Here is a 15995-nt window from a genome sequence, read left to right on the forward strand (position 1 = left end):
AAGGGGCTGATTAATGTTTGGCTAAAATGTGAAGCGAAGCGAAACCGAGCCAAACGTTAGCAGTCCCGCGCTTACACAGTTTGTTAGCTATTTACCGTGAAAAGTCAAAGTTGTTTCCTGCTGCACTTTTACGACTTTTCCATTGTTACACTGTGGTACATATTTCCACTTTTTAAGCGCAGCAATACTTGTACTATCAAATACCCCCTCTGGAACTGATTCTACTACTTTAATATTTTCTGTAGAGCCGTTAGCTTTAACTGTGAATGTTAGTTTTACGTGCCCTTTGACATTTTTTTCCAAAGCGTCAGATGGATAGCGGGGTTCAATCCTTACAATAGGAGCTAAGTCTCTTGTCATTGGCTTACCAAGATCGTCCAAACAATGATTGTAATTACTTGTACTTGTTGATTGACATGCTTGAAGGGTGATAATGGCTGCAATAGTTATTATTATTCTCATGAGTTTCCTTGTGATAGCTAACGCCCGCCTAAACGGCGGAAAATGCTTGGCTATAATGTTTATCGAACGTAGCCAAGCGTTTTACGTCCGATTTTAAGGCACTTGTTATGTGTAAAAAGCACAATGCTGCCTTATTTTTTCTTTTTGGGTAAAGACACACGAAAATTAAATTTTGACACAATGAACATGACTACTGGTGGAAGAAATAAAGTTACGAGGAAAAATACGCATATTGGAGCTAATAATTCCCTAACTTTAATGCTCTCTAAATATGAGTATGCTTCTTCAGTGCCACCACTTAGAAAATTTAGAAGCAGCATTAATAAAAATAGCCCAGCTACAACTAACATAAGTCGAATAGTTAACTTACCACTATTTATTAAGTAACTCTTGAACATATACGCCTAAGTTTGGTTTACACATAACGCCTGTATAACTGGCGAATTGAAGTTGATTGGCTTTTTGTGCTATTTAAGCACAAAAACCAAGCGACGGAAATGGAGTCCAGTTGATACACTTGTTATGTGCTGGACTCGAATACTGCATTATCAAATAACTCGCTAAATTTGGTAGCTACAAGACTAACACCATTTTTCTCTTTAATTGCAGACAACATATCCTCTGGGTTTTGAGCAGCATCATGCCAGACTTCATATACTGGCGGATTACTTCCATCCATTGGATTGAAGGCAAAACAGTTTCCTGCCCAGTTTGAACCATATCCAAAGGTGAAATAGCCGATTTTTAATAGATGTATTCCAGGATATGACTCAAGATTGCATTCATTTAAAAGTGATGTGTCCAATAGAGTAATTTCTTCAACCCCATCGAAATCATCTTCTCGCGGGAAAGCCTGCCACCCAACGTTTAACCCTGATAAAGGCATAGTTGTGACTATGTCGATGTACCATTCTGGAATTAGGCCGCCTAGCTTTGAATTAAGGTCCTCCAAGACATCTCTATCTAAGACTTTCCCTGTTTCATCATTCTTCTCTAGAAATTCTCTAATTGATTCTTTAATCATGGAGCGATGTCTAATTCTTGGGGCACATAGACATAATGACTCCCCACGAGGTGCTAGCCTCCAATCGTGGGTTAGCTTAAAGCCAGAGCCATAATTAGTTTGTTAAATAACTAAAGCGGAGGCTAGCATGAATAAACATAACATACTTTTCATAGGGTTAGATACTCATAAAGAATTTTCTCAAGTCGCACTACTTGAAGATGGGCGTGGTGTGAAAGCTGTTAATTACGGCAAAATAAAAAGCACCAAACAATCCTTTATTAAACTCGCTAGAACACTTCAATCAAAATACCCAAGCGCAACACTTCATTTTGTTTATGAAGCAGGTCCTTGTGGCTATTGGGTTTATCGGTTGTTAACAAGCCTTGGACACTGTTGTTATGTGGTAGCTCCTTCTCTTATTCCTAAAAAACCTGGCGAGCGAATTAAAACCGATAAACGCGATGCACTGAAATTAGCTAAATTACTCAAAGATGAAGAGCTAACCGCTATCTATGTGCCTGAACCAGATGATGAAGCTATCCGCGACTTATCTCGCGCAAGAGACCGCGCTATGAACGATTTAAAAGATGCCAAATATCAACTTAAGGCGTTGTTTCTGCGCAATCATATTCAATGCAAGGTTAATGATAATTGGAGCAATCAACACTTACGTTGGTTAACCGAATTGGTTCTGCCTCACCCGAGTCAGCAAATCGTCCTAACAGAATACATTGGCACCATTACTGAACGCTTAAAGCGACTACAGAGGCTAGATAACGAATTGCACAATCAAATCAAAAACTGGCGCTTCTATCCTGTAGTAAAAGCCATTCAAGCTATGCGAGGTATTCGCATTGTTGCCGCCACTGGGATCATTGTTGAGCTTGGCGACTTACGCCGCTTTGATCATCCACGAAAATTAATGGCCTACTTAGGTCTTGTTCCATCAGAGCATACCAGCAGCGACAAGCGAAAACTTGGTAACATTACCAAAGCAGGAAACACCCGCGCAAGGCGTTTATTGGTGGAATGCGCTCATTCCTATAAACACAAACCAAACGTATCGACAGAGCTTAAAAAACGGCAAGAATCCATCAGTAAAGAAGTTAATGATATCGCTTGGCAAGCTCAATTACGTTTATGCCGTCGATACCAACGATTGATGGCAAGAGGCAAACACCGAAGTGTGGTGGTAACGGCTATCGCCAGAGAGCTGATTGCTTATATTTGGGCAATATCTAGGGAAGTCGCCGTAGCGCCAGTAAAACCTGAACTGCGTATTTCTAGGGTTCCGGCATGATAGAAAGATTTGAGATAGCACATTGGATCAAGCATCGGCTGTGGCACAACTCCCGAGGGCGTTAGGCTGGCAGGGTTAAGTCATTAACCTTGAACCGCGAACATAGACTGAAGCACGGTGCCACGACGAAACAAGTAAGGTAGGCTCTGTTAATCAACAGATTAATAATCCACGAATACCAGCAAGATAACCGACGAAATTACTGGCTTCATTCAATGTGTTAACTCATTTATTTGAAAGTAAATAAGCAATGGCGTGAAAATAAATGCTAGGGAACAGTGTGATTTTTCTTGACGTGGGGAGTCATACCAACGCCCCACTAAGGGGCAAATAATAGTTTGGCTATAATATGGAGCGCAGCGACAAAAGCCAAACTTTATTTGTCCTGCTTAAGTGGCTTGTTAGAAGCACTTTATCACCTCTATAGCGACATTACATTGCTCAAGGTAACCTGTAAGTTCAGTTGTATCTGCATAGTCAGGGCAATACCCCATATTAACTGACTCTATAGAACCCGAAGGCTTAATTTCTACATCTAAATATGAAGCCACCAGTTTTTCATTTCGAGATTCGCTCCATGTAAAATGGAATTTAGTATTATGCGATTTTAGAAATAAACGATCAGGCTTGTGATATTTACTGGTAGTGGAACTTAATGAAATATCATTTTTTGTTAAGGTGATTTCCGCTTTACGTATTGACCATGAAAGTGGCCATTGCCTAGTAGTTTTTACAACCAACTGACAGCTACCGACAATTGGACTGTCCACCATCGAAGAAACAATTCCATCGTATTCCATATTTTTTAAACTTGCCGATGACGCTTGGCTAAACCATATAACAATTATGATTATTGGAATCCATTTACGATCCATGATGATACTACCTGCTTCCTGTGCTTCTAACAGTTTATTAGGCGGATATATTCCATGTTAAAACACTGACTTTATCCACTTATTTAATAAAAAATAATAAGTTATCCAACTTAATTAATTTAATTCAGTAAGATAGCTAGTTTAATTCTTTGATTGAAGATGAAAGGTAGCAATTATCCGCCTTTCACACATTCAAATTAATTGAAGTGAAATTCAAACTGAACGCCTTAAATCACAATTAACACTAATCAAGCTATTTTGTTAGCGACGAGCGAGTATCACACTTCGGCGACAAACTCACCAACCTCTTTAATTGCGGCATTCATTTCAACGAGCAAGGGTACGACTTGTTGCATATTGTGTTGTTGGCTGACCGTTTGCATTTGCTCACATACTTTAATCAAGCGCGGGGCAGAAAGAATGTTAGCCACCTTGAGGATTGCTTCGTTTAACTGAGTCACCTTGGCCATATTTTCATGGGCAAGCGCTTCTTTTAATTTGGCAAAATTTTTGTTGTTGCGCTCGATGTAATCATCAAGCATATAAACTGCCATGTCGGTACTGCCGTGATACTTATTGAACTTGTCTAAGTTCATCACCAAATTATTTACTTTATAGAAGCTCGGCGTTGTCTCCTCGTTATCTAAGTCAATCTCGGCTATGGTCTCGTTTTTAACCTCAGGCTTAGCGGCCGCCTTGGCGGTTTGTTCATTCAAAATACTATTAAGTCGTTGCTGTTCTTCAGCTTTGTTATTTTGCTGTGCTTTTTCTATCGCTTGCTGCGCTGCGAGTTGGGCGCGGATATCCGCACCGCCTGATTGGTACGCGTAACGCACCAGCACCATCAAGCGCCAAGCAATGACACCACAAAATACGAGTAAACCAATAATCACCGACCAGGTGAAAGACATCATGGTCGACTCTTTAACTTGGGTGTTGAACACCGGCAGAGTTAGAGAGAATTCTGGTAAGGCATAGAACGTTGGTTGCTCGATTAACTCAACCGTTTGTGATAAAAAGCGCTGATACTGTTGCAATTGCTCGATCACCATGTTGTTAATCGCGTTTTCTTCTCGCCATTTGGCAAATAGCTGTCCCGAACCCATCAATTGATTGGTGATATCGGCAACATCGGTTTGCAGCTGCTTATGCTGCTCGTCGCTCTCGTTGGCAAGCTGTTTGTTTATATCGCGTGTCAGTCCAGCAATTTCGGTTGATATTTGATTAAACTGGTGACTGGTTTTAGCATTGGACAACTCAATTAACTTGTTTTCAATTTGCAGTAGTTGCTGATAAATTTGTTGGTAAAATTGTCCGTCATTAACATGCGATAGCATGGTATTTAAGGTATCAGTCGACACCCCATTTTGATTATTAACTACTGAAATTGGCTGGCGATTCAATGCATTAATTGAGCTTTCGCGCAACTGATTAACGCGGTAAATCAACTCACCAAGAGCGACCATGTTGGCGTTGTATTGGTTGCTTCGCGCTTGGCGCATCAATAACAAATCATCGACCCAATTAACAAAACCCTTATAGCCGTTGGCAAACTCCTGCGCTTGGCTAGCAATCTTCTGAGAATGAGCATCACGAAGTGAGTTACTACTTACTTCGATTTGTTTTTCACTCAACGCAACAATATGCTCCCAAGCACCTTTTAAATCTTCTAACGGCTGTTGCAAATTTTGGTCGCCCATCGCTAACTGTTGAGCAACTAACTGACGATCGAGGTCGGCCACACTTTGCATTAATTGTGCGTTGTTTTTGATAAATGGAATTTGCTGTTGCTTGAGAAACTGAGCTCGGTCGGCTTGTTGATTGTGCAACCACAGCGACATGGTAATGAGCAAGAGCATCGCCGCCAACAGGCCGCTAACATAGAGCAGCGCTTTAGATAGCAGTGACACTGGCGTTTTAAGGTGAGTGGATGGCTGAGTCATGCCATAAATCCTTTATTATTCTTATCGAGTCGATTCTGGTCAATACGCTGTTAACGCTACAAGTACTGACGAATCAAAACCACAATCCGTTGTCTTGCTATAGGTTACTATAACTCGCACAACAAAATCGAGCAATAACTGTTCTAATATTGCATAAAGCCCTAAATTTTAAAAACATATTGGCGATAGGTACGCAGTTCTTCTATTGATTCACGAATGTCATCTAACGCCAAGTGAGTTCCGGTTTTCTGCACTTTATTGAGCAATTCAGGCTGCCAGCGGCGGACTAATTCTTTAATGGTACTAACATCAATATTGCGGTAGTGAAACCAAGACTCAAATTCTGCCATATAGGCATTGATAAAACGTCGGTCTTGACCAATGGAGTTACCACACATAGGTGAAACACCTTTCTCTACGTATTGAGAGACAAAGTCTATGGTTTGCTGTTGCGCTTGTTGCAGAGTAATGGTTGACTGTCGACAACGCTCAGTTAAGCCACTTTTACCGTGTTGTTCAATGCACCACGGATTCATATTGGCTAATGTCTCGTCGGATTGTGAAATGGCGATCACTGGACCTTGAGCAATAATATTTAAATTGGCATCGGTAATAATGGTCGCGATCTCTAAAATAACATCGCATTTTGGATCAAGTCCGGTCATTTCAAGATCTAACCATACAAGATTTTGCTTATCTACTGCCATTGTTGTTACCCCGTGTCCGTTAGTGCGGTGTTATACAGATCATTTTCATTATTGTTCGCTGCAGAGTATAATACGGCATATCGATAATCATTCATATATTTGAATAATCAACCTAAGCAATTAATTGTGGCTAAAGCGAAAAAACTGACCAAAGGGCAACATCGACGCATCAAGAAAAACCTTGCCGGAAAATTAAAGCAAAACAAACAAGAATTGTGGCAAGATTCCGAACTAGGCGATGCCGAACAAGGCGTCATCGTCAGCCGTTTTGGCCAACACGCCGACGTTAAAAGCAGTACCGGTGAGATCATTCGCTGTAATATCCGCCGCACCGTCGACTCGCTAGTCTGTGGTGACCGCGTGCAATGGCGTCCCGGTAAAGAAACCAAGCACAGTGTGAGTGGCGTTATCGAAGCGGTGCACGAACGAATATCCGTACTTTCTCGACCTGATGTCTATGACGGGGTCAAGCCGATTGCCGCCAACATTGACCAAATTTTTATTGTCTCTTCTGTTGTGCCAGCGTTTAATCCCGACATTATCGATCGCTATCTCGTCGCAACCGAGCTGACCGGCATAAAACCGATCATCGTACTCAACAAAGTTGACCTGCTCGACGACGAAACTCAGCCACTGATTGACCAGCACCTATCGCTGTATCAAGCAATTGGCTATGAGGTGCTAAAAGTTAGCTCAAAGCACAGCCAAGGCCTAGATGCCATTGAGCAACGCCTAATAGATAAAACCAGTATCTTTGTTGGTCAATCAGGGGTAGGCAAGTCGACACTCGTCAATCAACTGATGCCCGAATTGGATTTACTGACCCAAGAAGTGAGCAATGTTTCAGGTCTTGGTCAACACACCACCACCGTCGCACGTCTATACGATTTTCCGGCAGGTGGCTTCCTTATTGATTCACCGGGCATTCGCGAATTTGGCTTGTGGCATCTCACCCCAGAACAAGTAGACCGAGGATTTATCGAATTCCAAGAGTACTTTGGCTACTGTAAGTTTCGCGATTGCAAGCATCAAGACGATCCGGGTTGCGCCCTACAACAAGCGGTTAACGACGGACATATCAGCCCGTTGAGGTTTGCCAGTTATCAACGAATACTTGCCAGCCTAGATAGTAATACTCTAACATCGCGTTTTAAATAACCTATAATAACCAGACCTGAGCCTTGCTTAGGTCGCAAAAAGGAATCCCAAGTGTCATTGGATAATTTAAAAATTGCCCTGCAATATGCCATGCCCAAAACCACCTTATCGCGTTTAGTCGGTAAGTTCGCAAGCGCTAAAGCTGGTGCGCTAACCCATTTTGCGATTAACCGTTTTATTAAAGCGTACGGCATCGATATGAGTGAAGCAAAGTTGGAAAATGCGCAAGATTTTGCCACCTTCAACGACTTTTTCACCCGAGAACTCAAAGACGGATTGCGCCCAATTAATCCAGATAGCAATGAAATTTGCTTTCCCGTCGATGGCACCATCAGCCAACAAGGGGATATTGTTAATGACCAAATTATTCAAGCAAAAGGCTTTAATTATTCATTAGAAACTTTGCTTGGTGGTGATGTCAAAACCGCCGCACCGTTCCAAGGAGGTAAGTTTTCAACGATTTACCTCGCACCGAAAGACTATCACCGCATTCACATGCCAATGAAGGGCACCTTGCGAGAAATGATTTTTGTACCAGGAGAGCTGTTTAGTGTTAACCCACTAACGGCGGCTAATGTACCAAATCTGTTTGCTCGTAACGAACGCGTCGTTACCATTTTCGATACTGCTATTGGCCCGATGGCGCTGGTTTTAGTGGGCGCGACTATTGTTGCCAGTATGGAAACCGTTTGGGCTGGTACAATTGCGCCCAATGGCGGTAAATCACTGCAGCGTTGGCACTACCCTGCTGAGGGCGAAGCCGGTGCAATTACCTTAGAAAAAGGCGCCGAAATGGGACGTTTCAAATTGGGCTCAACAACCGTGTGCTGTTTCCCAGAGGGAACAATGGAGTTTTGCCGCGAAGATGGCCCCGGTAAGGTAACTCGATTAGGTCAACCTTATGGTTATTTGTCAGAAGAGTAATTAAATGCTAGTCGTCGCTCACCGTGGGGCAAGTGGCCACGAGCCTGAAAACACCCTATTAGCCATTGAAAAAGCACTTGAAATGAACGTCGATGCCATCGAAATTGACGTTCATTGGGCTGATGGTGAGCTGATCGTTATTCACGATCGCAATGTTGGCAAAACAACCAATGGACAAGGCTTGTTGTCAAAACTTACCTTTGCCGAAATTCGCCAACTCGATGCCGGCAAAGGGCAACGAGTACCAACGTTAGACGAAGTATTACAGCTGATCAATGGGCAATGCCCGGTCAATATCGAATTAAAAGCAGATAAAACGGTAGTCCCCACCCTAGCGTTAATTGAAAAAGCAATTAAAGACTATCACTTTGATTACAACAAGTTCTTAGTATCGAGCTTTAATCATCACTTGCTGTTTCAAGTTAAGACATTAAATCCTGCGATTCACGTTGGCGCGCTAACCGCGAGCTGCCCATTGGATTACGCCGCTTTTGCCGAAAAGCTCAGTGCCTACAGCGTGCACATTGACGTAGACTTTATTAACAAAGCCTTTGTCGACGATGCACATCAGCGCGGCATGAAAGTCTTTGTCTATACCGTAGATGATGAAGATGACATTATCGAGATGCATCATTTAGGCGTCGATGGCATCTTCAGTAATTACCCCACCCAGTCACTGCTAAAAATAGCCCATTTGACATCCGCACCAAAGCCCGAAGCACCACTGCGTTAAGCGTTTACACAGTGGCGTCGACTAAGCCTTTCGATGCAGTTAGATGCGGTGGTTAAATGCGGATCCGGTAACGGCCTTGATTATCTTTACGCCCCATAAAGCCTAGCATTGGCTCAAGCGCTTGCGGAAACTGTTCGCCTGGCGTCAAAAAGCCGTTGGCCCTCACTTGGCGACCATTGAATGACGCTTTGAGCTCGATACCAAGTCCATTGTCCTTATTGACGTCGAGTACCACATCGCCTTGTTGACAACTGATATCGGCATCAAAATCGCCAAGCGCAACGTACTCGCCAGTGGCGTTTATCTCGGCTTGTTGCCAAAGCAGATCACCCGTCGCCTGTTCACACACTGCTTGTCCGGGAATAAAGTTTTCCAGTGCTAACTGCAGTTGCCCTTGTGCCTGAACATCAACCATCAAGTTGAGCTGACCGACAACGTAATCCGCATCGGCAGTAATTTCAACATTGCGCAATGATGGCGTAGCGAGCAAATTGCTCGCCGTCAACTGACCTTGATAGCCAAGTCGCGGCGCGCCAAACGTGACATCGGCGGTTGGGTTTAACAACAATAAAGACAGGGGTTTGAGCTGCCATTGCACCTGCTCAACTGAGTGATCACCAAGGCGCACCACATCGGCTTTGCCAGAAAACACCGACCCCGATACCATACCTAGATAGACGCCTTTGGGTAAATCGACATAGCTCAGTACTTTTTTGGCCGGTGCCAGCACCACGACAAACAGCACATACAACAATAAAAACGCGAATATTGGCAGAATGTATTTCTTTACGACTGACATATTAACCCGCCTTCACTAATTGCAATCGACGCACCGATACCGTACCTGGTCGAGAGCCTTCACTTAAATCAATTGAATCAACGCGCACTGACTCTTGGCTGCTCAAGGCATTGAGCCAAATTAACAACCCGTTGAACTCCACTTCATCAATCCAAACTTGCAAGTCATCACCTTGCGGTTGCATGCGAGCAATGGCTATCGACGAGCGCCGTGCCGTGCGACTGACAATGCTCGACAAGCTGGCGCCATTGGTCCGCACCCCTTGGGTGCTGGTTTGCGCTTTTAACTTAGGAATGTTTTCACTAACCCAAAGGGCAAGTTCTTGTTGTTTGGTCAATCGCATTTGGGCTTTGTCTAACTTGTCGTTAAGCGGTTGCCAAATAAGCCCGTAGAATGCGGCTATTAACACCACAACCGCCAGAATACTGACCAAGCGCTGCTCTTTTTGATTGAGACTTAACCACCACTGCTTCATGCTTTGCTCCTAATACTGAATGAGCCACTGATCAAATCACCTTGATTGTTTTGAGCGCCAACTTTCACCTCCAAGTCGGCGGCTTCTAATTGTTGCTTAAACTTTTCAAAGCTCTGGTAGTCTTTACCCACTACCGATAAGCGCAACTCTTGTCGTTTGCCGTCAAAGCGCATGGTATTCGGTTTAATTTGGGTGACATTTTCAAACGCCGGCTGCACCGCCACCAACATCGCCAAGAAGCCAGCGTCTGTATCACTCGCCCCCGTTGCTGCTAATTGGTTTTGCATTTGTCGTTTTAACGTTGTCAGCCGAACTCGTTTAGTTTGTGGAAACGCCTGCATGTAATCGCGCTTGATTTGCTCACCTATTTGCGCTTGTTGAGCCTGCAATTGGTTAAGCTCGATAACTTTGCTGACCACGGTCAATATCACCGCGAGAACAGCCATAGCGGCAACTTTAAGCCACATGGTGACAAACGCCGGTCGCTCATCTTTTATGTGGTATTGATTTTGTAATAAATTACATTGGGCCTGCTGGCTGTGCTGTGCCAGTAATAACAGTGGCAATGGACAGCTTTGTTCAACCAGTTCAACGCGATCATTAACCGTTGTATCGACCGGACTATAGCAGTCTATTTGTAAATGACGAGGCTCTTCATCGTCTTGCTGACTCGTTTGTTCAACAATATCGTCGATGACTTGCGGTAATAGATCTCGGTTTACGACACAGCCATTGAAATCATCAAAACGCACAATGTATTGGTTATCAATAGCGACAACACTGACATCGCCATGGCGTGGTAAACACAACACATCGGGAATAAAATGGCGCACCTTGATCTCGGCATCATTAAACCACGATAACCACGTTGCCATTTGTTGATGACTGACATAAACGACAAAACAATTGTCATCACCGCGAAAGCCTTGCGGCCGAGATGCGTAGGCAAAAAACACAGTTTCAACATCTTGCGCCAGCTCTTCCTCTATCATATAAGGCGTCGCTGCGCGAATCGCACGGTCATTTTTACCTGGCACTTTGAGCCGACGAAAACCAAGCACGGTACTGTCAATCAGTACTTTGACATCGCGCCCTTGAATTTTGTCCTGCAGAGTCACTAACTGATCTTTGTCGGTTAATTCACCACTGGCAATTTCATCGTGGTGTTCATTGGATACAATTAACCATTGTAGCGGATCGTCTGGCATGGCTGAGATGCGTATATATACTGTTTCCCGCATTTAGTTAGCTCCAATTATCCGATCTATTACATGAATAGATTCATCTTTATTAATTTTCATAATTGATTTCATACTGAAATAGCTGTCATTAAATGACGTCTTGGTGGTTAACATAAAATAGTCACTGTCTACCACAAATTGTTGTCGCCATTGCTGTACGTTATTTATTCCCTTCAACGCACTGTTATTGTAAAAGTCAGTTAAGTCTTTAAAGCCCTGTTCAGGTCTCTCAGCCAATATATCTTGCGCTTTGCCTTCATCTATACCGCCTAACAGTGCTTGCAACAGTTTAATACGCGATTGATCAATGGTATTGATATTTATTTGATGCAGATACGAATTGGGGATCGCACACACGTAGTCTTGCATCGCCAGTATAGCTGCAGCGCTAAAGTGTTCGACCAGTCTTAACTCATTGACACTGGTCATTAAACTATTGGCTGCTAAATACGGATATTGCTTAGCCGCGTAGTCACTGTCTTCAGCGCCGTTGGGTGACACCAACACCGCATCGTCATCGAGCCAATCTTGTAATGCATCGGCCATAGATTCAGCCGTATAGCGATCGACACCTTCAATCTCTAACAAGGTTAACAACTCTATAAACGATTGTTTAGCTTTGTTTTTTATTTCTTTTCCTGATTCATTATCGGCATCCTCATCGGTTTCGTCAGCTGCCGGTTGCGCATTGTCGTCTTGCGGTGCGTCTTGTTCGTCGCTGTCAATTGGCAAATCATCTCGACTCTGCTCGGGGTTCACCAGTGCATTGACATTAAAACACGACTGCAAGTCGGTTATTTCACCGCTGATTTCACCTAAGTCCACGGGAAAGGCTTTTTCTCCCTCGGCCCAAGGCTGACCTAGATGGGTAACTTGTTTGTTGTTTTCGCCTTTAAACGACAGACTTAACACCGATTTAGCAAAGGCTTCAGCGCCCATTGCATACCAGTATGCCTGTTGGTTTGAATTGAGGTTATCCGTGCGCTGCACTTGAAAAATTAGCGCTGAGCTCATTCGACTGGCGACAATCACACACAATGCGATGATCAGCATAACAACGACCAACGCAACCCCGTGTTGCGAATTTTTGTTAACCGAGTTAATCATCATTTGCGCCTTGTTCTTGGATCACCCCAGGCACTAAAAACTGGCGTCTAATCACCCCCATATCTGGCAGGGTGATTTCAATTGCCAATGCTAGCGGTAATTCTGTTTCTGGCAGTGACTTGACCCAGTTTTTACCGTTGTAAAATTCAAAGTCTACTTGCTCGACGTTATCCAGTAACGGCCTGACTTTGGGCTCGGTACCAATGACTGAATCGACGAACGTATAGTGCAAGCGATTGAGCGTTGTTTCCTCCAACTGATACATCACCGCTTGCACATCCGAACGCGGTAGCAACAAGCCAGGGTTGCGCCACCCCTTGCGCACAAAAGCGATACCGTGGGTATTAGTTGAGTAGGTCGACTCGTTGCTAAAGATAAAGCGCGACAGCGGTGCCTCGCCGTTCAAGCGCACCGAGCGCTTCGTCATTTGCAACACGTCGCGTTCGATCACCAAAAATGCCCGCTGTAATTGAGTTAAGCGGTCACCTTTTTCTGCCGTTACCTCACTCGATGCATTGAGTGTTGACAACACGGATGTGGTACCCAACGAAATCATCGCAAAGATAAAAACCGCAATAACAACTTCAATTAAGGTGAAACCTCGTTGATTCATCACTGCCTCGCCTTGGGATTGCTGACGTAGGTGATCAGGCTTGCTAACGGATATTTATCGCTTTGTTCTAGTCGCACCTCAACGGTGACTGCTCGCATATTTTTATCTTCTGTGGCCTCAACAATGCGTTGCCAGTGCCATTCGTGCCCAGCCATTTCTGCGCGGCCCGTTTTTTTTGTCGGTGGCCATTGCGCCTGTAAATTAGTCTCAACCAGTTGATTGGCTGCCACCCAAGTCGCCAGCGTCTGCGCTTCGATACGAGCGGTACCATTGACACTGGTACTGGCAATACTCAACACCGCTGTGCCAGCTAAGGCAAATACTGTGAGCGCGATTAACACTTCAATTAAGGTAAACCCCTTAGCCTTTTTCATAGTCTAAGGGTCCTTGTACGGTTAACGGCAATGAATAGCTTGCACTCACTTGAAAGTATATCGGCTGCTCGAAATTATCATCAAAGATAAAGCGCAGTTGAAACGGGGTTATTTCACCACTGGAGAACAAATACACTTGCGGGTATATCGGCTCCTCGCCTTGGTCAAAACTTTGCTCCGTTTCAAATTCGCTGAACATCTCTCGATCAATAGTCATCGCATCCGCATCAAGGTCCAGTTCGTCGAGAGTCAGCTCTAATGCATACGGCTCATTGAAACTTTGGTTAACAAATAGCTCTTGATCGGGTACCTGTTGCCAGCGCTGACCATTAAAGACGAGAAATTGATAGCTGTTGTCTTTAACGTAAAGGCCCAGCTCTAAATTGTTCAGCAGCGCGTATTCACTCGCCAGTGAAAATGTGCGCGCGAAGTATTGGCTGTGCTGCTCGATTTCATCGCTGGCATCGGTGCCGCGAATATTAGGTATCACTACGCTGTACATCATGCCGAGCACAATGAGTACCAGCATGATTTCTAACAGTGTAAATCCGTTACCGCGTTGCACAACCATTCCCTATAAGCGTTTAGTCAAGAGAGCCAGGTCCACCTGCTTGCCACTCTTTGATATTCCAGTTACCAATGTCGTCATCAGTACCCGGCTCACCGTCTTCACCCGCCGAAAAAATGTCATAGCGACCGAACTCACCCGGGCTGATCAGGATGTAATCATTGCCCCAAGGGTCTTGGGGTAAACTTGAAATGTATCCACCTTCCAAGAAACGACGAGGAAGCGGTTCGATATCGGTTTCCTCAACTAACGCTTCTAGGCCTTGTTCCGTGGTAGGAAATTTAAAGTTGTCGGCTTTGTAGGTTATCATCGCTTTCTCTAACGCTTGCACATCAGAGATCGCTTTTTGAATGTTGGCGCGATCTAGATTTCCCATCACGTTAGGTAACACCATTGCCCCTAACAACCCCAAAATAACGATTACAATCATAATTTCAAACAGGGTAAAACCGCGAACGTTTTTGCGTTGTTGCACTTTCATTTGTTACACCTTATATCATTGTATTTAACTGCAGTATTGGCTGTACAATGGCCATTACTATAAATAAAACTACGATCCCCATAGTGACCATGAGCGCTGGCTCAAATATTTTTAATGAAATATTGACCAAGGCTTCAAATTGGCGATCTTGGTTATCTGCGGCTCGCGCTAGCATAGATTCAAGCTCACCTGATTTTTCACCACTGGCTATCATATGGACCATCATCGGCGGAAATAGTTTGGTCTGCTTAAGTGAGGCCTGTAAACTTGCCCCTTCCCTGACCTTGTCAGCCGCTTCGTTAACGCGCAACTTGATAAAGTCATTGGTTAACACTTCACCGGCGATACGCATACTCTCAAGCAATGGCACCGAGCTGGCGGTTAATATGCTCAAGGTTCGGGCAAAGCGCGCCGTGTTAAGACCTTTCGTCACTTTGCCAGTGACTGGCATTGATAACGATAACTCGTGCACTTTCATGCGAAATGCTGGCCGCTTCATCATTTGTTTAAACACCGCGATGGCTACGATAAACAAACCCAGAATCCACAGTATATAATTTTGTAAAAATTCACTGACACTAATTAAAAACTGAGTTGTCGCTGGTAACTGCTCACCCAAATGATCAAATTGACCAACAATTTTGGGCACCACGGCAACCAGTAATACCACAATAACCGACACCGCGACTAAGGTCATAATCATCGGATAAATAGACGCTTGCATGATTTGCGAACGCATATTTTGACGTTGTTCAGTATAATCAGCCAAGCGGTCAAGGACGGTGTCTAAGTGTCCTGATTTTTCACCGGCTGCCACCATAGCGCGAAACAGCTTGTCAAAGACGTGGGGAAATTCAGCCATCGATTCCGCCAAGCTAAAGCCCTCGTTAACTTTAGAGCGCACCGACATGATCATACTTTTCAGTTTGTTTTTTTCACATTGCTCAGCCACCGCCATCAACGACTCTTCAATTGGCAAGCCCGACTCAACCAAGGTTGCTAATTGACGGGTAATTAACGCCAATTCTGTTGCTGATATCTTTTGTCTACCAAAGCCTGAGCGGCCGCTTTCTTGCTTTGCTTTGGCCAACGACGGGGTGACTTCTATTGGGATTAACCCTTTGTCGCGCAACATCGCACGAACTTGTTTGGCATTGTCACCCTCGACAACGCCTTTGTTATTCTTACCGCGGCTGTCTATCGCTTGATAATCAAAAGCTGCCATATCA

18 protein-coding genes are annotated in these 15995 nt (G+C 44.2%); 4 read left to right on the plus strand and 14 right to left on the minus strand.

Annotated features, from left to right (window positions below; translation table 11 throughout):
- Positions 1 to 87: 87 nt before the first annotated feature.
- Complete coding sequence (locus tag ACAY30_RS14125; protein WP_290251739.1) at positions 88 to 462, minus strand: energy transducer TonB; 375 nt, start codon at positions 460 to 462, stop codon at positions 88 to 90.
- Between the two features lie 520 nt (positions 463 to 982).
- Positions 983 to 1486: a hypothetical protein gene (locus ACAY30_RS14130; protein ID WP_290251740.1), complete on the minus strand. Its 504-nt coding sequence runs from the start codon at positions 1484 to 1486 to the stop codon at positions 983 to 985.
- A gap of 127 nt (positions 1487 to 1613) precedes the next feature.
- Between ACAY30_RS14130 and ACAY30_RS14135 the strand changes: the two genes are divergently transcribed.
- Positions 1614 to 2768, plus strand: coding sequence for an IS110 family transposase (locus ACAY30_RS14135; protein ID WP_371189938.1), 1155 nt, complete (start codon positions 1614 to 1616; stop codon positions 2766 to 2768).
- A gap of 401 nt (positions 2769 to 3169) precedes the next feature.
- Here ACAY30_RS14135 and ACAY30_RS14140 read toward each other — a convergent pair whose 3' ends face one another.
- The 3 genes from ACAY30_RS14140 to orn all read right to left on the minus strand — a co-directional run bounded on the left by ACAY30_RS14140 (position 3170) and on the right by orn (position 6293).
- Positions 3170 to 3643 carry a hypothetical protein gene (locus ACAY30_RS14140; protein WP_290251859.1) on the minus strand — a complete coding sequence of 158 codons (474 nt, stop codon included), beginning with the start codon at positions 3641 to 3643 and terminating at the stop codon, positions 3170 to 3172.
- 278 nt (positions 3644 to 3921) lie between these two features.
- On the minus strand, positions 3922 to 5586 hold the full coding sequence (locus ACAY30_RS14145; protein ID WP_290251858.1) for a hypothetical protein: 1665 nt from the start codon (positions 5584 to 5586) through the stop codon (positions 3922 to 3924).
- 161 nt (positions 5587 to 5747) lie between these two features.
- Positions 5748 to 6293: an oligoribonuclease gene (gene orn / locus ACAY30_RS14150; RefSeq protein WP_290251857.1), complete on the minus strand. Its 546-nt coding sequence runs from the start codon at positions 6291 to 6293 to the stop codon at positions 5748 to 5750.
- A 126-nt stretch (positions 6294 to 6419) separates the two neighbouring features.
- Here orn and rsgA point away from each other — a divergent pair, with 126 nt between their 5' ends.
- The 3 genes from rsgA to ACAY30_RS14165 are packed head-to-tail and all read left to right on the plus strand — an operon-like array spanning position 6420 to position 9108.
- Positions 6420 to 7451, plus strand: a complete 1032-nt coding sequence (gene rsgA, locus ACAY30_RS14155; protein ID WP_290251856.1) for a small ribosomal subunit biogenesis GTPase RsgA — start codon at positions 6420 to 6422, stop codon at positions 7449 to 7451.
- 57 nt (positions 7452 to 7508) lie between these two features.
- On the plus strand, positions 7509 to 8375 hold the full coding sequence (gene asd / locus ACAY30_RS14160; RefSeq protein WP_290251866.1) for an archaetidylserine decarboxylase: 867 nt from the start codon (positions 7509 to 7511) through the stop codon (positions 8373 to 8375).
- 4 nt (positions 8376 to 8379) lie between these two features.
- Positions 8380 to 9108 carry a glycerophosphodiester phosphodiesterase family protein gene (locus tag ACAY30_RS14165; RefSeq protein WP_290251855.1) on the plus strand — a complete coding sequence of 243 codons (729 nt, stop codon included), beginning with the start codon at positions 8380 to 8382 and terminating at the stop codon, positions 9106 to 9108.
- A gap of 52 nt (positions 9109 to 9160) precedes the next feature.
- Here ACAY30_RS14165 and ACAY30_RS14170 read toward each other — a convergent pair whose 3' ends face one another.
- From ACAY30_RS14170 to gspF, 9 genes are read right to left on the minus strand one after another with little or no spacing between them, the layout of a single operon-like run.
- Positions 9161 to 9907, minus strand: a complete 747-nt coding sequence (locus tag ACAY30_RS14170) for a type II secretion system protein N (RefSeq protein WP_290251854.1) — start codon at positions 9905 to 9907, stop codon at positions 9161 to 9163.
- A 1-nt stretch (position 9908) separates the two neighbouring features.
- A complete protein-coding gene (locus ACAY30_RS14175) occupies positions 9909 to 10382 on the minus strand; it encodes a type II secretion system protein M (protein ID WP_290251853.1) in 474 nt (157 codons plus the stop codon).
- Positions 10379 to 11623, minus strand: a complete 1245-nt coding sequence (gspL, locus tag ACAY30_RS14180) for a type II secretion system protein GspL (RefSeq protein ID WP_290251852.1) — start codon at positions 11621 to 11623, stop codon at positions 10379 to 10381. Before gspL ends, ACAY30_RS14175 begins: the two co-directional genes overlap by 4 nt.
- On the minus strand, positions 11624 to 12733 hold the full coding sequence (gspK, locus tag ACAY30_RS14185) for a type II secretion system minor pseudopilin GspK (RefSeq protein WP_290251851.1): 1110 nt from the start codon (positions 12731 to 12733) through the stop codon (positions 11624 to 11626).
- Positions 12723 to 13343, minus strand: a complete 621-nt coding sequence (gspJ, locus tag ACAY30_RS14190; RefSeq protein ID WP_290251865.1) for a type II secretion system minor pseudopilin GspJ — start codon at positions 13341 to 13343, stop codon at positions 12723 to 12725. Before gspJ ends, gspK begins: the two co-directional genes overlap by 11 nt.
- Positions 13343 to 13717, minus strand: coding sequence for a type II secretion system minor pseudopilin GspI (gene gspI / locus ACAY30_RS14195; protein WP_290251850.1), 375 nt, complete (start codon positions 13715 to 13717; stop codon positions 13343 to 13345). The genes gspJ and gspI overlap by 1 nt, the downstream gene beginning before the upstream one ends.
- A complete protein-coding gene (gspH, locus tag ACAY30_RS14200) occupies positions 13704 to 14282 on the minus strand; it encodes a type II secretion system minor pseudopilin GspH (RefSeq protein WP_290251849.1) in 579 nt (192 codons plus the stop codon). The genes gspI and gspH overlap by 14 nt, the downstream gene beginning before the upstream one ends.
- A gap of 19 nt (positions 14283 to 14301) precedes the next feature.
- Positions 14302 to 14766: a type II secretion system major pseudopilin GspG gene (gene gspG, locus ACAY30_RS14205; protein WP_290251848.1), complete on the minus strand. Its 465-nt coding sequence runs from the start codon at positions 14764 to 14766 to the stop codon at positions 14302 to 14304.
- A gap of 10 nt (positions 14767 to 14776) precedes the next feature.
- Entirely contained in the window at positions 14777 to 15991 is a 1215-nt protein-coding gene (gene gspF / locus ACAY30_RS14210) for a type II secretion system inner membrane protein GspF (protein WP_290251847.1), read from the minus strand.
- Positions 15992 to 15995: the final 4 nt, after the last annotated feature.

This window comes from Thalassotalea ponticola (assembly GCF_041379045.1).
GTDB lineage: Bacteria > Pseudomonadota > Gammaproteobacteria > Enterobacterales > Alteromonadaceae > Thalassotalea_A > Thalassotalea_A ponticola.